The sequence below is a fragment of the Hyphomicrobium sp. CS1BSMeth3 genome, from assembly GCF_900117415.1.
GTDB lineage: Bacteria > Pseudomonadota > Alphaproteobacteria > Rhizobiales > Hyphomicrobiaceae.
Window position 1 is genome coordinate 208,141 of record NZ_FPEI01000006.1, and the last position, 18,795, is coordinate 226,935.

Consider the following 18,795-nt stretch of genomic DNA (forward strand, 5'->3'; position numbering starts at 1 on the left):
TCGAAAATCTTGAGCGCAGTTCAGGCGCGCCTACTTCCACTCGCGGATGTCGACGAAGCGACCCGCGATCGCCGCCGCCGCCGCCATGGCCGGCGAGACGAGGTGCGTGCGCCCGAGGCGGCCCTGGCGGCCCTCGAAATTGCGGTTCGAGGTCGAGGCGCAGCGCTCGCGCGGGCGGAGCTGGTCCGGGTTCATGCCGAGGCACATGGAGCAGCCGGCTTCGCGCCAGTCGAAGCCCGCATCCATGAAGATCTTGGCGAGCCCCTCGGCCTCGGCCTGCTCCTTCACCAGGCCCGAGCCCGGCACGATCATCCCGCTCACGTTCGGGCTGATCTTGCGGCCCTGGATGACGGCTGCCGCCGCGCGCAGGTCCTCGATGCGCCCGTTCGTGCACGAGCCGATGAACACGCGGTCGATGGTGATGTCGGTGATCTTCTCGCCGCCCTTGAGGCCCATGTACTCGAGCGCACGCTGAATGGAGGCGCGCTTCTGCTCGTTGTGCGCCTCCTCGGGCGTCGGCACGCGGCCGCTGACCGAGATCACGTCCTCGGGGCTCGTGCCCCAGGTCACGACCGGCGGCAGGTTGGCCGCATCGAGCGTCAGCACCTTGTCGAAGTGCGCGCCCTCATCGCTCCGGAGCGTTTCCCAGTAGCGCACGGCCATATCCCAGGCCTTGCCCTGGGGCGACTTCGGCCGGCCCTTGAGATATTCGAAGGTGATCTCGTCGGGCGCCACCATGCCGGCGCGCGCACCACCCTCGATGCACATGTTGCAGACCGTCATGCGGCCTTCCATCGAGAGCGCGCGAATGGCATCGCCGGTGTATTCGATGACGTGGCCGGTGCCGCCCGCTGTTCCCGTCTCGCCGATGATCGAGAGGGTGATGTCCTTCGCGGTCACGCCCTCGGGCAGCTTGCCCTTGACCTCGACCTTCATGTTCTTCATGCGCCGCTGCAGCAGCGTCTGCGTCGCGAGCACGTGCTCGACCTCGCTCGTGCCGATGCCGTGCGCGAGCGCGCCGAAGGCGCCGTGCGTGGACGTATGGCTGTCACCGCACACGATGGTCGTGCCCGGCAGCGTGAATCCCTGCTCCGGTCCGATGACGTGGACGATGCCCTGGCGCACATCGAGCTCATTGAAGTACTCGATGCCGAAGTCCTTGGCGTTCTTTGCGAGCGCCTCGACCTGGATGCGCGATTCCTCCTCCTTGATGCCGGCGCGGCGATCGGAGGTCGGCACGTTGTGGTCGACGACGGCGAGCGTCTTGTCGGGCGCGCGCACCTTGCGGCCGGCCAGCGCCAGCCCTTCGAAGGCCTGCGGCGACGTCACCTCGTGCACGAGATGGCGGTCGATATAAAGCACGCACGTCCCGTCCGGCTGCTGGTCGACGATGTGATCGTCGAAGATCTTGTCATAGAGCGTCTTTGGAGCGGACGGGCTGGCCATGGTGTCGGTTTCTCTCTCCAGGCGGATGCGATCCTGCCGGAGGCCGGCAGGCCGCTTTGAATGCTTCTCATATGCCCGAACTGTCCAGGACTTCAAGTCTGCGGCGCCAGCGCTGCCGGATGGCTGCTTTGCGCATCTCCGCGATCCCGCAGCGCACCATTTGAACGCCGCTCCCGAGCCCGTTGCCAACCTCGGTGCGGGCGCCTAGGTTGATGCTTCATTGCACGGAGCACCTGCGGCCTCTCATGCCGATCGAGCGCCCCCTCCCCTGGGAAAAGAGCTATCCGCCCGGCGTCGTCTGGGACGCACCGATCGTGGTCGGCACGCTGCCCGCCCTGCTCGCCCGCGCCGTCGCGACCTATGGCGGTAAGCCGGCCTTCGAGTATCGCGAGCGCAAGATCAGCTTTATCGAGTACGGCCAGCGGGTGAAGGCCTTTGCCGCCGGGCTCCTGAAGCTCGGCATTGCCAAGGGCGAGCGCGTGGCGCTCTACCTGCCGAACTGCCCCGCGCAGCCGGTCTCGCTGTTTGGCGTGGCTCAGATCGGCGGCATTGTCGTGAACCTCTCGCCGCTCGACGCCGAGCGCGAGCTCGCCCACAAGCTCAAGGATTCCGGCGCCCGGACGCTCATCGCGACCAACATCGGCCCCATGGCCGGCGTGGCGCTCAAGATCAAGGCGGCCGGCCTCGTCGACCGCCTCATCATCGCCGATGATGCGGTGTGGGGGCCGTCCCCTGCGACCGCGCCGATGCCGGCTCTCGGTAATGGCGTCCTGTCGTTCGACGAGGTGGCCTCCGCCGCCCCGCCCGCCACATGGCCCGAGGTCGTGCCGGACGACATCGTGCTCCTCCAGTACACGGGCGGCACCACGGGCCTGCCCAAGGGCGCCATCCTGAGCCACGCGAACCTCACGGCCGCCGTCGAAATCGGCAAGGCGTGGTCCGCACCGCAGACCACGATGAAGCCGGGCGAGGGGCGCGTCATCTGCGTGCTCCCGCTCTTTCATATGTACGCCATCACGGCCTGCCTCACGCGCGGCCTCGACCAGGGCAGCGAGATCCTGCTCCGCCTGCGCTTCGACGTCGAGCAGACGCTCCGCGACATCACCGAGAAGCGCGCCACGACCTTCTCCGGCGTGCCAACTATGTGGATTGCCATCGCCAACACCCCCGGCGTCGAGAAGCTGGATTTTTCCTCGCTCAAGGGCATCCACTCCGGCGGCGCTGCCGTCCCCATCGAGATCGAGAACCGGATCAAGTCGATCACCGGCCTCCAACTCGGCGGCGGCTGGGGCATGACCGAGACCGCGCCGGCCGGCGCCAATATCCCCTCGAATCGCCCCGACCTGCGCGGCAGCATCGGGCTCCCGCTCCCCGGCATCCTCATGGATGTGGTCGCGCTCGACAATCCGCGCCGCGTGCTGCCGCCCGGCGAGATCGGCGAGATCCGCATCAAGGGACCGAACGTTACGCGCGGCTACTGGAACCGCCCTGAGGAATCGGCTGCCGCCTTCGTCGATGGCTATCTGCTCACCGGCGACATCGGCTACATGGACGCGGAAGGCTTCTTCTTCCTGACCGACCGCAAGAAGGACATGATCATCTCGGGCGGCTTCAACGTCTATCCGCGCATGATCGAGGAAGCCATCTACGAGCACCCGTTCGTCGAGGAGGTGATCGTCATCGGCATTCCCGATGCCTATCGCGGCCAGGCCGCCAAGGCCTTCATCAAGCTCAAGGCCGGTGCCGCGCCCTTCACGCTCGATGAGCTCCGCGACTTCCTCGTCGACAAGATCGGCCGTCACGAGCTGCCGGCGGCCATCGAGTTCCGCGAGAGCCTGCCCAAGACCGCCGTGGGCAAGCTCTCCAAGAAAGAATTGGTCGCGGAGGAGGCGGCGCGCCGCGCGGTCGCAGTCGAACCCGCCTCGACCTGAGCCGTCGGCCAGCCTAATGTGCCGCCAAATTCGAAGCATCAGGAAGTTCTAAGCGAGGAGCCGTCCATGGACCTGCGTTTCAGCCCCGAGGAGAACGCCTTCCGGCAGGAAGTGCGGAGCTTCTTCCAGACCGAGATTCCGCTTTCGATCCGCTCGAAGTCGATCGAGGGCCGCCGCCTGACCAAGGAGGACATGGTCACGGCCCACAAGACGCTCCATAAAAAGGGCTGGGCCGTCTACAACTGGCCGAAGGACTGGGGCGGCTGCGAGTGGACGCCCGTCCAGCAGTACATCTTCCTCGAGGAAATGCAGTCCAACGGCGTGCCGCCGCCGCTCGCCTTCAATACTTCCATGAATGGCCCGGTGATCATCCAGTTCGGCACTGACGCGCAGAAGAAGAAGTTCCTCCCCCGCATTGCCGCGCTCGACGACTGGTGGTGCCAGGGCTTCTCCGAGCCCGGCTCCGGCTCCGACCTCGCCTCACTCAAGACCACCGCCGTCCGTCAGGGCGACCACTACATCGTCAACGGCCAGAAGACCTGGACGACGCTTGCCCAGTACGCCGACTGGATCTTCTGCCTCGTGCGCACGGATCCGAGCGCGAAAAAGCAGCTCGGCATTTCCTACATCGTCTTCCCGATGACGACGCCCGGCGTCACGCGCCGACCCATCCAGCTCATCGACGGCGGCTCGGAGGTCAACGAGGTCTTCTTCGATGACGTGAAGGTGCCCGTCGAGAACCTGATCGGCGAGGAGAATCGCGGCTGGGACTGCGCGAAGTTCCTGCTCGGCAACGAGCGCTTCGGCATTGCCCGCGTCGGCATCTCCAAGATGCGCGTCGCGCGCATCAAGGAGCTCGCGAGGCGCGTCCCCTCGGGCAGCGGCGGCGTGCTCATGGAGGATCCGCAGTTCGCCGAGAAGGTCGCGGCAGCCGAGGTCGAGCTCAAGGCCCTCGAGATGACGCAGATGCGCTTCCTCGCGGCCGAGCGCGGCAACAAGAGCGGCAAGCCCAACCCCGCAACCTCCATGCTCAAGCTCAAGGGCTCCGAGATCCAGCAGACGGTCACCGAGCTGCTCATGGAGCTCGCCGGCCCGCTCGCGATCCCCTACGCGAACGACGAGGACGACATGATCGGCCACAACGAGCCGATCGGCGCCGAGTGGGCAGCACCCGCCGCGCCCACGTACTTCAACTATCGCAAGGTTTCGATCTACGGCGGCTCCAACGAGATCCAGCGCAACATCCTCGCGAAGGCCGTGCTCGGGTTCTGAGCCGGTCGCGTATTGGCCGACCCGGCTGCGAGGTGAAAGCTCGCTCTGCGTTGGCGTTTTGGAGCGGGCCACTTAGCCCGCACAGACGAACAACCGCGGGCACTTGCCCGCAAACTAAAGAAGAGACCAATATGGATTTCGATCTCAGCGAGGAGCAGCAGCTTCTCAAGGACAACGTCGATCGGCTCACGGCCAACCGCTATGCCGAGATCAAGACGCGCACCGAGCTCATGAAGTCCGCGAAGGGCTACAGCGAGGCGTTCTGGAAGGAGTTCGCCGAGATGGGCCTCCTCGCCATTCCCTTTGCCGAGGAGCACGGCGGCATGGGCCAGGGCGCCATCGAGACCATGCTGGTCGGCGAGGCCTTCGGGCGCGCGCAGGTTCTCGAGCCCTACTTCCCGACCGTGATCCTCGCCGGCTCGGCACTTCGTCTCGGCGCCGGTGAGGCCATGAAGGCCGCCGTGATCCCCGAGGTTGCGGCCGGCACGCTCACGCTCGCCTTCGCGCACCAGGAGCCGGAAGCGCGCTTCGATCTCGCCAACGTCACGACAAGTGCGAAGGCCGATGGCAAGGGCGGCTATGTGCTCGAAGGCGCGAAGTGCGTCGTGCTCGGCGGCGACAGCGCCGACAAGCTCGTCGTCTCCGCGCGCGTCTCGGGCGATCGCGCGAGCAAGGACGGCCTCGCGCTCTTCCTCGTCGATGCGAACGCGCCGGGCGTGACGCGCAAGGGCTATCCCACGCAGGACGGTACGCGCGCCGCCGACGTCACGCTCTCTGGCGTCAAGGTCGGCGCCGACGGCGTGATCGGCGAAGCCGGCAAGGCTTATCCCGTCATCGAGCGCACCGTGCAGAACGGTATTGCCTATCTCGCCGCCGAGGCCGTCGGCGGCATGAACGCGCTGCACGAGCTGACCGTCGAGTACCTCAAGACGCGCAAGCAGTTCGGCGTGCCGATCGGCTCCTTCCAGGTGCTGCAGCACCGCTCCGTCGACATGTTCGTCTCCGTCGAGCAGGCGAAGAGCATGGCCCTCTATGCCTGCGTCATGGTCGACGAGCCGGACGAGAGCGAGCGCCGCCGCGCCATGCACGCCGTGAAAGTCCAGATCGGCAAGTCGGCGCGGCACGTCGGGCAGGAAGCCATCCAGCTCCACGGCGGCATCGGCATGACCATGGAGTACAAGGGCGGCCACTACTTCAAGCGGCTGACCATGATCGATCTCATGTTCGGCAATGCCGATCACCATCTGCGCGAGCTCACCAAGGCCGGCGGCCTGCTGGCGGCATAAAAGCGCCCACAGTTTCGACGTGACTGACGGGAGCCGTGCGGCTCCCGTTCTGCTATGGACGCGAGTTCCTCAGGCGGGGGAGGGGGATGCCATGACGATTGTCCGAAAGACCATGACGGGCGCAGCGCTGGGGATGTCGCTGTCGCTCGCGGGCTGCCTCGAGCTGACCAAGGAGGCCACGTTCCGCGAGAACGGCGAGGCGCGTGTCGAAATAGAGATGGCGCTTTCCGCCGAGCTTGTCGCGCTCGCGACCAACCCCGCGATTGCCAAGCAGGCAGGCGCGGAAGGCCTCAACTTATTCGGCGACTGCGGCAAGCCCTGGCCCGCGAACGAGCCGTTGCCCGCTGGTGTGCGCTCGGTCGAGAGCAAGCGTGGCAAGCGCGGCGACATGGAAACCTGCACGATCGTCTTCGATGTCTCGGATCCCATTGCGGCCGTCGAGAGCGCGAAGAAAGTCGAAGTGCCGCACGCGGATGCCGTACCGAAGCAGGATGTATCGCTTACGCGCCTCACGGGCGCGCCCGGCTATCGCCTCAAGATGGCGATGGTCCCGGCCAAGCAGCCGGAGATCTCGGCCGAGGCCGCGCAGATGGCCGCCTCGCTCATGAAGGCGATGTTCGCCAACCGCTATCTCACGCTCAGTCTTTCGGGGCAGCGTATCGAGAACACGAATGGCGAGCTTTCCGCGGACAAGCGCAAGGTGACGTGGAAGCTGCCGCTCGCATCGCTCGTCGCGCCGAGCCCGGATAGCCCGACGACCATCGAGGCGGATGTGATCTATCGCTGAAACGTGGATCTCGCGTGTCGAAACAAACGAGCAAGTTCCTGAGCCTCGTCCTGCGGCACGCGCCGGAGCGGATCGGCCTTGAGCTCGATGCTCACGGCTGGACGGACATCGACGCGCTGATCGCCAAGGCTAACGCCGCAGGCGTCCTGCTCGATCGCGCAATGCTCCTGGAGATCGTCGCGACGAGCGACAAGCAGCGCTTCACGCTCTCGGCTGACGGCGCGCGCATTCGCGCGGCGCAGGGCCATTCGGTCGAGATCGATCTGGATTTGCCGACTGCCGTTCCGCCCGCCGTGCTTTTCCACGGCACGGCGCGCACCAACGTCGATGCCATCCTCGCCGAGGGCCTGAAGCCTGGACGGCGGCGCCACGTGCATCTCTCACCTGATGTGGAGACGGCGCGCCGCGTCGGGATGCGTCATGGCGCGCCGGTCATCTTCGAGGTTGCCACGGCGCGCATGCACGCCGATGGCCTTGTCTTCTGGCAGGCCGAGAACGGCGTCTGGCTCACGGAGCGCGTCGCGCCCGCCTATCTCACGCTCCTCGGCTAGCCCGAAACTCCAAGTCAAAAAGACGGGCGGGTCCGGGAGGGTGTCCCTCCCGGCGGGAGCGCGAGGATCATGCCGGAGGCATGCCAGGGGCATGCGCCCTCGTCGCGCCGGAGGCGCGAGTGGGGCCGCAGCCCCACACCCCGCCCGGGGGACACCCCCGGAGCCCCCGTCTTTATGACTTTAGGCTGCCCGCCGCACCGTTGCCTTGAGGATCGCTGCGCCGAGTGCCGACTTGACGATCGCGCCGAGCACGAAGGGCGCGACACCGGCCCAGAAGGCTTTCTCGATGCCGATCATGCCCGCCAGCCACGCACCGCCGATCAGGAGGCAAAGCGCATTGCCCATGAGCATGGATGTGAACGCGCTGATGACGCGATCGCCCGTCCAGCCGCGCTCGGCGAGCCAGCCGGTGAGCATGGCAGCGACCGGGAAGGCGAAGAGGTAGCCCGCGGTCGGGCCCGCAAGGCGCGCGATGCCGCCCGTGCCATTGGAGAAGACCGGGAGGCCGAGTGCGCCCTGCATGAGCCACACGGCAATGGTGATGGCGCCGAGCCGCCAGCCGTACAGCGCGCCGATCAGCGTCACTGCCAGCGTCTGCATGGTCATGGGCACGGGGAACATGGGCACGGAGACATACGAGGAGGCCGTCATGAGCGCCGTGCCGAAAAGCACCGCGCCCACTTGGACGGCGAGCGATCGCTCGCTCAGGCGAAGAGGGCTGAATGGAGTTGAGAGAGTGCCGGCAGCAGAGCGGCTCATGTCGATCTCCTCTTTGTTTTTCAGACAGGATTTCTTAGCGCACTTCGCCGCGCATGGAAGGCCCAAATCCGCGGCCGTCTGACATGCAGATCACGGTGCACTCTCGCTGCCGGAAAAAGTTCCACAAGCGCGACGATCCGCCTCAACTCTGGACTTGGCTCGCGCCACAAAATCCCTACTGTGCGATGCGCAACTCTAGCGTGCCTGTAGGCTCCCGAGGTGGGTGGGAGCGAGCAAAAAGGGATCGGGGGGCTGACAAGGTGAGAAGATGGTTTGTTGGCCTGGCGCTGGCCGGGCTGGTGGGGGTTGGCAGTGCGCAAGCGGCAGGACTTCTGGGTTTCAGACTGCTGGACTTCAACGGTGTCCTCGTGCGCTGGGGCGTTACCGACGCGCAGCCGGTGACGGTCACGTACGGCTTCGTCGAGGCGCCGGTCACGTTCAGCGACGCGCGCAACTGCCGGGCCATGGTGCCCATGGACGATCTCCTGAAGAGCTCGGGCCTCGATCGCGCGACATTGGAGCGCGAAGCGGCTGCTGCCTTCGAGATGTGGGAGCAGGTGGCGAACATTCGCTTCGCGCCCGCACGTCCCGGCACGCGGCCGGACATCCAGATCGGCGCGCAGCGTGATCCGATCGCTTTCGCCTTCGCCGACGTGGCGTACGTCAAGGGCGACGGTGCCGTCCGCCCGATCGAGCGCTCGCTCATCTGCTTCAATCCCAAGAAGCGCTGGAAGGTCGGCTTCGACGGCAATCTCGGCGTCTACGATCTGCGCTACACGTTCGCGCACGAGATCGGCCACGCGATCGGCCTCGATCATCCGGGCGGCCATGGGCAGCTCATGTCCATGCACTATCAGGAGACATTCCGCGCGCTCCAGACCGGTGACGTGGACGGCGCCGTGCGCATTTACGGCCGCAGCCCTTCCAGCCAGCAGGCGGCCAGCTTCGCGAAGTGAGGCAGGCAGACGTGCCGGACACCTCCGGATCGTGTAGAGCTGGGAGCACACACGCTCTCAGTCTCGACGAACCGGAGGTCCCATGCTCGCCTCGCAGCGCCAGCACTTCGACATTCCCCGCGAGGTTGCCTATCTGAACGCGGCCTCGTGGAGTCCGCTGCCGCTCGCGACGCAGGAGGCGGCGCGCCAGGCCGTCGGCCGCAAGGGCCAGCCCTGGAAGCTGGACGCCTCATTCGCCAACAGGCAGCACGAGCGCGCCCGCGCCGCTGCCGCGCGCCTCATTGGCGCTGACGCTGGCGATATCGCGCTCGTCTCGTCCGTTGGATATGGCGTCGCGATCGCCGGCAAGGTTCTCGCACCGGCCAAGGGCTCTCGCGTCCTCGTACTGGAAAACGACCACACCTCGCCCGTGCTCGAATGGCAGTCGCGGGCCGAAGCCCAGGGCTTCACCGTCGAGACGGTCCCGCAGCCCGCCGATGCCGATTGGACGAGTGCCGTCCTTGCGGCCATCGAGCGGCCGGGCGCGCGCCCGCTTTCACTCTGCTCGATCTCCTCGGTGCACTGGTCGGATGGCGGCCTCGTCGACATCGCGCGCGTGCAGGCCGCACTGCGGCGTCAGGGTGCGGCCTTCCTCGTGGACGCGACGCACGGTGTCGGCGTCGTCGCGACCGATGTGAAAGAGCTAGATCCCGATTTCCTGATCTTCCCCACGTACAAGTGGGTGCTCGGGCCTTACGGCCGCGGGTTCGTGTATGTGGCCAAGCGCCATCAGGGCGGTGTGCCGCTCGAGCAGACGGCCTTCGGGCGTCGCGATGTCAAGGCGGAGAACCCGGTCTATTTCGCCGACACGCGCTATGTGCCCGATGCTCGCCGTTACGACATGGGCGAGCGCGATCATTTCATCTCCATGGAGATGGCCTCGATCGGCATGGAGATGATGGCGGCATGGGGCCAGGGCGCGGTCGTCGCGCGGCTTGCTTCCCTCACGCATCGCATTGGCGAGGGCCTTGCCGGACTGCCGATCTCGATACCGGCCGAAAGCGTGCGCGCCCCGCACATTCTGAGCCTCGGCTTTCCCGAAGGTATGCCCGAGGGGCTCGTCGAGCGTCTGGCCGCTGAGCAGATCTATGCCGCCCCGCGCCTCGGCCGCTTGCGCATCTCGCCTCACGTCTACAACGACGAAGCCGACTGCGACCGCCTCGTCGCGGCACTGCGGCGGGAGCTCCGGTGAGGCAGCGCTGCTGAGCGGCGGCCCTTCAGTGCAGGCCGACGTGCGTCCTGTGGATCAGGCGGTCGTTGCGGAATGCGAGGATGACGCGCGAGCCGTCCGGGTTCGGCCAGGCGTAGACCGACACGCGAGGATCGTTCTCGATCCCGGGCATGCCGGCGACGTTGCGCGTCTGCAAGTGACCCGGTACGCCGAGGGAGCGCGCGGCGTCGTCATAGGTGATGCCGTCGCTCAGCTCGATCATGTCTGCGATCGTGTGGCGCTGGCGTATGGACATCGTGACGACGTCGGCAGTCGCTGCCGTCGCCGTGGCGGTCGTGCCCGACGTGCTGCCGGCCGCGATGAACACAGCCGCGCCCAGCGATATTCCTACTGCGCCCACCAGCGCTGCGATGTACGGAAGCTTCATTTTCTTGGCCGTCCCCTGCTTGGTGCCCACGACTTCTAGCGGGCGGGCGGCAAGGATTTGCTAAGGGGGATAGTAAGAATTGATTAGAATTGCCGGGCAGAGCTGTTTCACCGGAAATTGGTGCGAGTACTGTCCTGCTTGGTGAATGGCCGCTTAAGATCGTGCGGAAGTTTGGCACGACCACTGCGCGCTCCAAGATGGGCGCGAGGTCAGCCCGCAGCACCGGATATTCCGGTCATTGAAATTGGCGGCTGATTCGCGCTGCGCGGCGGCGCATCCGTGCTCCGCTATGACGATGGTGTTCATGCGAGCAAACGCACGTTAATGTACGTCCCTATCCGGGACAGACGTTTGCATTTCTGCAAGCATTCCAAACAAGCATCCCTGGGAGGAATCATCCAATGGCCGACAAGCCACGCATTACGACTGCCAAGTTGAAGCGCCGCACGGTTCTTGCCGGCATCGGTGCGACGGTTGCCATGCCCTGGGTCGCGCGCGCCCAGGCCTCGAACCTCATTCGTATCGGCGTCCCGACGAAGACCTACTACCCGACCATCATCGCCGAGACGGCGATCCGCCAGAAGCTCTTCGAGAAGGAAGGTCTGAAGCCGGAGCTGACGATCTACCGCAGCGGTGCTGAAGGCTTCGAGGCGCTTGCCGCCGGCGCTGCGGATATCGTGATGAACTCCACCATGAGCGTGGCGGGCGGCCTCAAGCGCGGTGTCAACGCCCGCTGCGTCGCCAATGCCGCCAACGGCTACTATGGCTGGCAGCTCGTCGTGAAGACGGATTCGCCGATCACCAAGGTCTCCGAGATCGCGGGCAAGAAGGTCGGCATCACATCGGCCGGATCGGGCACCGACATCCTCGCGCTGTGGACGGTCGCCGAGCACAAGATCCAGTTCACGCGCGTGCCGCTCGGTGGTGGTGGCCTCGTCCCGAACCTGCTGACCGGCAATATCGACGCGACGGTTCTCTACTCGCCGCTCACCTACAAGGTCGTCGACGAGAAGGTGGCGCGCGTCCTGATCGACTACGGCACGGCTGTGCCTGCACACTCGACCGGAAGCTGGATCGCCACCGACAAGGTCATCAAGGATCGTCCCGAGGTCGTACAGAAGGCCGTGAACGCGCTCTATGGCGGCGTCGGCTTCCTCGTCGACGACAAGAACCGCGACGCGGCCGTGAAGCTCGTTGCCGAGATCGATGAGATCCCCGAGAAGATCGCGGCCTTCGAGCTCGACCGCAACCTCAAGCTCATCTCGCGGACCGGCGAGTTCAAGCTCGAGTGGGTCGAGCGTGCGCTCGAGAACGCCCGCCTCATCGGCATGAAGGAATTGGCCGATCCGAAAGAGGTGTTCATCGACAAGTTCAAACCGGTCCCGACGAAGGCCTGAGACGCGCTGGCCTACGGGCCGCAAGGCGGCTGTGCGAGGAGCTTCGCACAGCCGCTATCGTTCATCGACCTTCACGTGGATCAGGGCGTGTCGTGAAACGCTGGCAAATCATTCTCGTGCGGATGGCCATCCTGGCCCTTGTTCTCGGGGCATGGGAGCTCGCGCCGCGCATGGGCTTCGTCAATCCCATGCTTCTGCCGCCGCTCAGCGAAGTGCTGGCGATGCTGAAGACGCAGATCGCGCGGCCGGTCGTGCAGGAAGCCATCATGATCACCGCACTCGAGGTGATCGTGGCCTTCATCATTGCGGTGCCGATCGGTGCGGCCGCGGGCGTCGCGATCGCGGAGTTCCCGTACGCGGGCGCCATCTTCAAGCCGATGCTGTTCTACGTCTTCAGCATCCCCAAATCGATTTTCCTGCCGATGTTCATTCTGATCTTCGGCATCGGCTTTCAGCAGAAGGTCGCCTACGCCGCCTTCACCACCGCGTTCGTAGTGCTCATGAGCGCGACGGCAGCCGTCGAGTCCGTCAAGTCCGACTACATTCTCGTCGCCCGCTCGTTCGGCGCGACGCCCCTGCAGATCCTGCGGCGCGTCTACGTGCCGAGCATGATGCCCGTCCTGCTCGAGACGCTGCGCATCTCCATGATCTTCAACTTCACGGGCGTGATGATCGCGGAGATGTACGCCTCGCGCACCGGCATCGGTCACCTGATCTCCAACTGGGGCGAGAACTTCCAGATGCCGCAGCTCTTTGCCGGCGTCATCATGCTCGCGGTGGTGGCCATCGCATTCAACGAAACCGTACGCTTCCTGGAGGCTCGATGCAGTACGTGGCGGACATGAAGGGAGCCCAGACAGCGGGCGCCGCGATCGATATCGATCGCGTGAGCCACGTGTATGCGGGGCCGGAGGGCGGCGTTCAGGCACTCAGCGACGTGTCGATGAAGGTCGGCGCCGGACGCTTCATCGTCATCGTCGGCCCGAGCGGTTGCGGCAAGACCTCGCTGCTCATGATGATGGCAGGTCTGCGCGATCATACCGAAGGCCGCATCCACGTTCACGGCGCGCCGATCCCGAAGCCGGATCCCGAGCGCGTCGGCGTCATCTTCCAGGAGGCGAGCCTCTTTCCCTGGCTCACGACCTTCGACAACATCGAGTTCCCCCTGAGCCTGCGCGGCATGTCGCGCGAGGAGCGCCGCCGCAGGTCCGAGCCCATGCTCTCGCTGGTCGGCCTCAGTGGTTTCGGTGAACGCTACCCGCATGAGCTTTCGGGCGGCATGAAGCAGCGCGTGTCGATCGCCCGCGGTCTCGTGCAGGATCCGCCCGTGCTGCTCATGGACGAACCATTCGCGGCGCTCGACGAGCAGACGCGCATGACCATGGGCCACGAGCTGCTGCGCATCTGGTCGACGACGAACAAGACCGTCGTCTTCATCACGCACAGCCTGACCGAGGCCGTCTATCTCGCCGACGAGGTCTACGTGATGTCGCCGCGTCCCGGCCGCATGATCGATCACATCATGGTCGACCTGCCGCGCCCGCGTACCTACGAGATGATGGCGACCGACACGTTCGGCCGTCTGCGCGACCGCATCTGGCAGCAGATCCGCAAGTCCCACTGAGGTCGATGATGCGACGTCCCGATCCCAAGATCGTCCGCTGGGGCATCCTGATCGCACTGCTCGTCGCGTGGGAGCTCGTGCCCCGGATGGGCCTTTTGCCCGAGCTGTTCCTGCCGCGCCTTTCGAAGACGCTCACCGTGCTCTGGATCGATCTCGACAAATACTGGGCGGCTCTGCTCGTCACGCTCTACGAGGTCGTCCTTGCGATGGTGATCGCCTGCGGCCTCGGCATTGTCGCCGGCGCCACGATCGGCGGCATCGCCGTGCTGCGCGATCTGCTGCTGCCGGTCTTCTCGAGCCTCTACGCCGTGCCGATCGTCATTCTCTATCCGATCTTCACGGCCTGGTTCGGCATCGGCTCGCAATCCAAGGTCATGTTCGCCGGCATCTATGGCTTCTTCCCCGTCATGCTCTCGACGGCGGCCGGCATCCGCACGATCGATCCCCAGTTCCTTCTCGCTGCGCGCAGCATGGGAGCGACCGTCACTCAGCAGATCACCAAGGTCATCATCCCGGCATCGCTGCCGACGGTCTTCGGCGGCTTGCGCCTCGGCGGCGCGCTCGCGATCATCGGCGTCATCGTCGCGGAGATGCTGACGGCTTCCGCCGGCATCGGATATCTCGTCACGCTGAACCGCACGATCCTCGACAGCCCGCGCGTCTTTGCCGGCATTCTTTGCATTCTCGTCCTCTCCGTCGCCTACGACATCATCGCGCGGCGGCTGGAGCGGCGTATGGTAGTTTGGCAGTCGGCCGGACGGCGGCAGCAGCAGGCCTCGCCGCGCCCGATCGCCCAGGGCGCGCCGGCGCCGGCAGCAGCATGAGCATTCACACGAGCCCGCAGGGAGAACAACACATGGCCAACAAGATCCTGCCCACCACCGTGGTCGGCAGCTACCCGCAGCCCGACTGGCTCGTGAACCGCGAGATGCTCTCGAAGCAGGTGCCGCGCGTGCGCCTGAACATCTGGCGCATTCCCGAGGCGCAGCTCGAGCAGGCACAGGACGACGCGACGATCCTCGCCATCCGCGACATGGAGCGGGCCGGCATCGACATCATCACCGACGGCGAGGCGCGCCGCGAGAGCTACTCGAACCGCTTTGCCACCGCACTCGAAGGCATCGACGCCAATGATGCAGGCGAGGTCATCGCCCGCACGGGCAATGCGCGCACGCCCGTGCCGCGCGTCGTCGCCAAGATCCGCCGCAAGGGGCCGGTCGAAGTGCGCGACATGGAGTTCCTGCGCCGCAATACGGACCGTCTGGCCAAGATCACGCTTCCCGGCCCGTTCACCATGAGCCAGCAGGCCAAGAACGAGTTCTACAAGGACGCCGACGAGATGGTCATGGACTACGCCGCCGCCGTGAACGCGGAGGCGCACGATCTCGTCAAGGCCGGCGCCGATGTCATCCAGCTCGACGAGCCCTGGCTGCGTAATGATCCCGACGCGGCCAAGCGCATCGCCATCAAGGCCATCAATCGCGCGCTCGAAGGCATCAAGGTGCCGACGGTCGTCCATCTCTGCTTCGGTTATGCCGCGGTGGTGCCCGGCTCGACCAAGCCGGTTGGGTATTCTTTCCTGCCGGAGCTTGCCGATACGGTTGCCGAAACGATCTCCATCGAGGCGGCCCAGCCGAAGCTCGATCTCGGCATTCTGAAGGAGCTGACGCCGAAGAAGGTCATGCTCGGCGTGCTGGACCTCGGCGACAAGACGGCCGAGACGCCCGAGATGGTCGCCGAGCGCATTCGGGCGGGCCTGAAATTCCTGCCCGCCGACAAGCTCGTGCCGGCGCCCGACTGCGGCATGAAATACATGTCGCGCGAGCTCGCCTTCGCGAAGCTGAAGGCGCTCGCCGACGGCGCCGCTATCGTGCGGGCCGAGCTGTCATAACTCGCGAAGCTCCGTCCCGCCGCGCGGGGCAGAGCTCGGATGCATTGGATTCGGCGATCTTCGATTGGCTTTTGCTATCGCAACATTGGGTGCGCCACCTTGATGGGGGTGGCGCACTGCAGTCTTCTCCTTGGAAGAACAATAAGTATTTTTCAAAGGAGGTGGCTGAACCATGAACATTGAAGTATCACGCCGAAGGTTCATGCAGCTGGCCGGTGCCGGCGCCGCAGGAACCGCGATCGGCGCGCTTGGCTTCGCAGAGGCGGAGGCGCAAGTCTCGGCCCACGTGAAGCCCTTCCGGCTCGTCCAGACCAAGGAAGCGCGCACGACCTGCCCGTATTGCGCAGTGAGCTGCGGAATGCTCGTCTATGCGGCCCCGAGCAAGGCCAGCAGCGGCAAGCTGGAAGTCGTTCACATCGAGGGCGATGCCGACCATCCGGTCAATCGTGGAACGCTGTGCCCGAAGGGTGCCGCCGCGATCGACTACATTCATTCCGCAACGCGCGTGAAGACGCCCATGTACCGCAAGCCCGGTACGGCCAAGTTCGAGCCGTGTACCTGGGACTTCGCCATGGAGCGGATCGCGAAGCTGATGAAGGAGGACCGCGACGCGAACTTCGTCGAGAAGAACGCGGCCGGCACCACCGTCAACCGCTGGACGACCACGGCATTCCTCTCCGGCAGCTCGGTCACGAATGAGACCGGCTGGGTTACCTACAAGGTCGCGCGTGGCCTCGGTCTCCTGCAGATCGAAAACCAGGCGAGGATCTGACACGGACCGACGGTGTCCAGTCTGGGCCCGACATTCGGTCGCGGTGCGATGACCAACAGTTGGACGGATATCCGTAACACGGATCTCGTCCTCGTCATGGGCGGCAATGCCGCCGAAGCTCACCCCTGCGGATTCAAGTGGGTCACCGAGGCGAAAGCCGAGCGTGGCGCCAAGCTCATGGTGGTCGATCCGCGCTTCACGCGCTCGGCGGCCGTGGCTGACCACTATGCGCCGATCCGGCCGGGGACCGACGTCGCCTTCCTTTCCGGCGTCGTGAACTACCTGCTTAGCAACGACAAGATCCACAAGGAGTACGTCCGCCACTACACGAACGCGGCCTATCTGGTGAAGGAAGGCTATGCCTTCAACGAAGGCTTCTTCTCCGGGTACGACGAATCGAAGGCGACGTACGACCGCAGCTCCTGGGAGTACGAGATCGGTGCGGACGGCTATGCCGTGCGCGACATGACGCTCGAGCACCCACGCTCGGTCTTCCAGCTCATGAAGAAGCATTTCGCGGTCTACACACCCGAGATGGTTTCACGCGTGAGCGGCACACCGCAGGACAGGTTCCTGAAGGTCTGCGACTGGATCGCCTCGACCGCCAATGGCGAGCGGGCGATGACGATCATGTACGCGCTCGGCTGGACACAGCATTCGCACGGTGCCCAGAACATCCGCTCCGCGGCGATGATCCAGCTCCTGTGCGGCAACATCGGCGTTCCCGGTGGTGGCGTGAACGCACTGCGCGGTCACTCCAACGTCCAGGGCATCACCGATGTCGGCACGCTCACAGCAGCCATTCCCGGCTACCTGAACCTGCCGGCGGAGAACGAGCCGACCCTCGAATCGCACTTGGGCAAGCGCACGTTCAAGCCGCTCCAGGCCAACCAGACGAGCTACTGGCAGAACTACCGGAAGTTCTATGTGAGCTTCCTGAAGTCGTTCTACGGCACCAAGGCGACGCCGGAGAACAACTTCGGCTACGACTGGCTGCCGAAGCTGGACGTCGCCTACGACTGCCTCAGAATGTTCGACCTGATCAATCAGGGCAAAACGAACGTCCTGATCTGTCAGGGCTTCAACCCGCTCATGGCCATCGCGGACTCGAACAAGAGTGCCGCCGGCCTCGCGAAGCTGAAGCTGCTCGTCAGCATCGATCCGATCGAGACCGACACGGCGCGCTTCTGGGAGAATCACGGCGAGTTCAACAACGTCGATCCCGCCAAGATTCAAACCGAAGTGTTCATGCTGCCCGTCACCTCGTTCGCCGAGGAGTCGGGAAGCCTGACCAACTCGAGCCGCTGCATCTCGTGGAAATGGCAGGCGGCGGATCCCTATCATGACTCACGCACCGACGTGGTCATCCTGGCGGATCTGTTCAACCGCATCCGCAAGGCCTACGAGACCCAAGGCGGCAAGGGTGCCGAGCCGCTTCTCGCGGTCGACTGGTCGTACAAGAATCCGGCGGAGCCGAGCGCTGACGAGCTCTTGAAGGAGCTCAACGGCAAGGCGCTGGTGGATCTCAAGGACGCCGGCGGCAAGGTCACGCGTCAGGCCGGCTCGCAGCTCGCGAGCTTCGGCGAGATGCGCGACGACGGCTCGACCGATGGTGCCATGTGGATCTACACGGGCGTCTACGGCCCTGCGGGCAATCTCTCGCAGCGTCGCGACAACGCTGATCCATCGGGCCTCGGCGTCTACGGCAACTGGGGCTTCTCGTGGCCCGCCAATCGCCGCATCCAGTACAATCGCGCCTCGGCCGATCCGGAAGGCAAGCCGTGGAGCGAGCGCAAGAAGTACATGTTCTGGAACGGCGAGCGCTGGACCGGACCGGATGTGCCGGACTATGTGCCGACCATCCCGCCATCCCAGGCAACCGGCCCCTTCATCATGAACCCCGAAGGCGTCTCCCGCCTCTGGGTGCGTGGATTGATGGCGGACGGGCCGTTCCCCGTGCACTACGAGCCGTTCGAGTCGCCGGTGACGAACCCGGTCTTCCCGAAGCTGAAGGGCAATCCGGCGGCACGCATCTTCCAGCGTGACCGGCCGTCCTTCGGCGACGCGAAGGAGTTCCCGATCGTCGCCACGACCTACCGCCTCGTCGAGCATTTCCACTACTGGACGAAGGGCGTGCACATGAATGCGGTCGTGCAGCCCGAGTTCTTCGTGGAGATGTCCGAGCAGCTCGCCGCTGAGAAAGGCATCAAGCATGGCGGCTGGGTGCGCGTGTGGTCCAAGCGCGGATCGGTCAAGGGCAAGGCCGTGGTGACCAAGCGGCTGAAGCCACTGACGATCGATGGCAGGACGGTTCACACCGTCGGCCTGCCGCTCAACTTCGGCTTCATCGGCGTGGCCCGCAAGGCCAATCCGATCAACGGGCTGACGCCACCGGTCGGTGACGCCAACTCGCAGACGCCGGAGTACAAGGCGTTTCTCGTCAACGTCGAGCCCATCGTCGGGCCGGTGGCATAGGGGAGAGCACA

General features: G+C 65.3%; 16 protein-coding genes. 13 read left to right on the top strand and 3 right to left on the bottom strand.

Annotated features, from left to right (window positions below):
- Nucleotides 1–30: 30 nt before the first annotated feature.
- Nucleotides 31–1,446 (bottom strand): 3-isopropylmalate dehydratase large subunit, encoded by a 1,416-nt coding sequence (leuC, locus tag CS1BSM3_RS16085; RefSeq protein WP_072388586.1) that lies wholly within the window; start codon nucleotides 1,444–1,446, stop codon nucleotides 31–33.
- 245 nt (nucleotides 1,447–1,691) lie between these two features.
- Between leuC and pimA the strand changes: the two genes are divergently transcribed.
- From pimA to CS1BSM3_RS16110, 5 genes are all read left to right on the top strand, one after another.
- A complete protein-coding gene (pimA, locus tag CS1BSM3_RS16090) occupies nucleotides 1,692–3,377 on the top strand; it encodes a dicarboxylate--CoA ligase PimA (protein ID WP_072388588.1) in 1,686 nt (561 codons plus the stop codon).
- A gap of 66 nt (nucleotides 3,378–3,443) precedes the next feature.
- Nucleotides 3,444–4,649 (top strand): acyl-CoA dehydrogenase family protein, encoded by a 1,206-nt coding sequence (locus CS1BSM3_RS16095; RefSeq protein WP_072388590.1) that lies wholly within the window; start codon nucleotides 3,444–3,446, stop codon nucleotides 4,647–4,649.
- A gap of 131 nt (nucleotides 4,650–4,780) precedes the next feature.
- Nucleotides 4,781–5,935 (top strand): acyl-CoA dehydrogenase family protein, encoded by a 1,155-nt coding sequence (locus tag CS1BSM3_RS16100; protein WP_072388592.1) that lies wholly within the window; start codon nucleotides 4,781–4,783, stop codon nucleotides 5,933–5,935.
- A 91-nt stretch (nucleotides 5,936–6,026) separates the two neighbouring features.
- The gene (locus CS1BSM3_RS16105) at nucleotides 6,027–6,722 is read left to right on the top strand and encodes a hypothetical protein (protein ID WP_072388594.1); all 696 of its coding nucleotides are present in this window, start codon (nucleotides 6,027–6,029) and stop codon (nucleotides 6,720–6,722) included.
- Between the two features lie 14 nt (nucleotides 6,723–6,736).
- Nucleotides 6,737–7,273 (top strand): RNA 2'-phosphotransferase, encoded by a 537-nt coding sequence (locus tag CS1BSM3_RS16110; protein ID WP_072388596.1) that lies wholly within the window; start codon nucleotides 6,737–6,739, stop codon nucleotides 7,271–7,273.
- A 180-nt stretch (nucleotides 7,274–7,453) separates the two neighbouring features.
- Here CS1BSM3_RS16110 and CS1BSM3_RS16115 read toward each other — a convergent pair whose 3' ends face one another.
- Nucleotides 7,454–8,032, bottom strand: a complete 579-nt coding sequence (locus CS1BSM3_RS16115) for a biotin transporter BioY (RefSeq protein ID WP_072388598.1) — start codon at nucleotides 8,030–8,032, stop codon at nucleotides 7,454–7,456.
- Between the two features lie 260 nt (nucleotides 8,033–8,292).
- On the opposite strand from CS1BSM3_RS16115, the gene CS1BSM3_RS16120 reads away from it, so the two are divergent.
- The gene (locus CS1BSM3_RS16120) at nucleotides 8,293–8,988 is read left to right on the top strand and encodes a matrixin family metalloprotease (protein ID WP_174263701.1); all 696 of its coding nucleotides are present in this window, start codon (nucleotides 8,293–8,295) and stop codon (nucleotides 8,986–8,988) included.
- 82 nt (nucleotides 8,989–9,070) lie between these two features.
- Nucleotides 9,071–10,219 carry an aminotransferase class V-fold PLP-dependent enzyme gene (locus tag CS1BSM3_RS16125; RefSeq protein WP_072388601.1) on the top strand — a complete coding sequence of 383 codons (1,149 nt, stop codon included), beginning with the start codon at nucleotides 9,071–9,073 and terminating at the stop codon, nucleotides 10,217–10,219.
- A 25-nt stretch (nucleotides 10,220–10,244) separates the two neighbouring features.
- On the opposite strand, the gene CS1BSM3_RS16130 is transcribed toward CS1BSM3_RS16125, so the two are convergent.
- A complete protein-coding gene (locus CS1BSM3_RS16130) occupies nucleotides 10,245–10,625 on the bottom strand; it encodes a hypothetical protein (RefSeq protein WP_143149235.1) in 381 nt (126 codons plus the stop codon).
- A 401-nt stretch (nucleotides 10,626–11,026) separates the two neighbouring features.
- Here CS1BSM3_RS16130 and CS1BSM3_RS16135 point away from each other — a divergent pair, with 401 nt between their 5' ends.
- The 6 genes from CS1BSM3_RS16135 to fdnG all read left to right on the top strand — a co-directional run bounded on the left by CS1BSM3_RS16135 (nucleotide 11,027) and on the right by fdnG (nucleotide 18,784).
- Complete coding sequence (locus tag CS1BSM3_RS16135; RefSeq protein WP_083528649.1) at nucleotides 11,027–12,022, top strand: ABC transporter substrate-binding protein; 996 nt, start codon at nucleotides 11,027–11,029, stop codon at nucleotides 12,020–12,022.
- Nucleotides 12,023–12,114: 92 nt separating this feature from the next.
- Nucleotides 12,115–12,867 (top strand): ABC transporter permease, encoded by a 753-nt coding sequence (locus CS1BSM3_RS16140; RefSeq protein WP_244540535.1) that lies wholly within the window; start codon nucleotides 12,115–12,117, stop codon nucleotides 12,865–12,867.
- Nucleotides 12,846–13,646, top strand: a complete 801-nt coding sequence (locus CS1BSM3_RS16145; RefSeq protein WP_072388605.1) for an ABC transporter ATP-binding protein — start codon at nucleotides 12,846–12,848, stop codon at nucleotides 13,644–13,646. The genes CS1BSM3_RS16140 and CS1BSM3_RS16145 overlap by 22 nt, the downstream gene beginning before the upstream one ends.
- Nucleotides 13,647–13,651: 5 nt before the next feature.
- On the top strand, nucleotides 13,652–14,470 hold the full coding sequence (locus CS1BSM3_RS16150; protein WP_072388607.1) for an ABC transporter permease: 819 nt from the start codon (nucleotides 13,652–13,654) through the stop codon (nucleotides 14,468–14,470).
- Nucleotides 14,471–14,502: 32 nt separating this feature from the next.
- On the top strand, nucleotides 14,503–15,537 hold the full coding sequence (locus CS1BSM3_RS16155; RefSeq protein WP_072388609.1) for a 5-methyltetrahydropteroyltriglutamate--homocysteine methyltransferase: 1,035 nt from the start codon (nucleotides 14,503–14,505) through the stop codon (nucleotides 15,535–15,537).
- A 172-nt stretch (nucleotides 15,538–15,709) separates the two neighbouring features.
- Entirely contained in the window at nucleotides 15,710–18,784 is a 3,075-nt protein-coding gene (gene fdnG, locus CS1BSM3_RS16165) for a formate dehydrogenase-N subunit alpha (RefSeq protein ID WP_143149236.1), read from the top strand.
- Nucleotides 18,785–18,795: the final 11 nt, after the last annotated feature.

Coding starts and splice junctions, on each gene's coding strand:
- leuC (WP_072388586.1), bottom strand. CDS start 1,446: ATGGCCAGCCCGTCCGCTCCAAAGACGCTCTATGACAAGATCTTCGAC.
- pimA (WP_072388588.1), top strand. CDS start 1,692: ATGCCGATCGAGCGCCCCCTCCCCTGGGAAAAGAGCTATCCGCCCGGC.
- CS1BSM3_RS16095 (WP_072388590.1), top strand. CDS start 3,444: ATGGACCTGCGTTTCAGCCCCGAGGAGAACGCCTTCCGGCAGGAAGTG.
- CS1BSM3_RS16100 (WP_072388592.1), top strand. CDS start 4,781: ATGGATTTCGATCTCAGCGAGGAGCAGCAGCTTCTCAAGGACAACGTC.
- CS1BSM3_RS16105 (WP_072388594.1), top strand. CDS start 6,027: ATGACGATTGTCCGAAAGACCATGACGGGCGCAGCGCTGGGGATGTCG.
- CS1BSM3_RS16115 (WP_072388598.1), bottom strand. CDS start 8,032: ATGAGCCGCTCTGCTGCCGGCACTCTCTCAACTCCATTCAGCCCTCTT.
- CS1BSM3_RS16125 (WP_072388601.1), top strand. CDS start 9,071: ATGCTCGCCTCGCAGCGCCAGCACTTCGACATTCCCCGCGAGGTTGCC.
- CS1BSM3_RS16130 (WP_143149235.1), bottom strand. CDS start 10,625: ATGAAGCTTCCGTACATCGCAGCGCTGGTGGGCGCAGTAGGAATATCG.
- CS1BSM3_RS16135 (WP_083528649.1), top strand. CDS start 11,027: ATGGCCGACAAGCCACGCATTACGACTGCCAAGTTGAAGCGCCGCACG.
- CS1BSM3_RS16145 (WP_072388605.1), top strand. CDS start 12,846: ATGCAGTACGTGGCGGACATGAAGGGAGCCCAGACAGCGGGCGCCGCG.
- CS1BSM3_RS16150 (WP_072388607.1), top strand. CDS start 13,652: ATGATGCGACGTCCCGATCCCAAGATCGTCCGCTGGGGCATCCTGATC.
- CS1BSM3_RS16155 (WP_072388609.1), top strand. CDS start 14,503: ATGGCCAACAAGATCCTGCCCACCACCGTGGTCGGCAGCTACCCGCAG.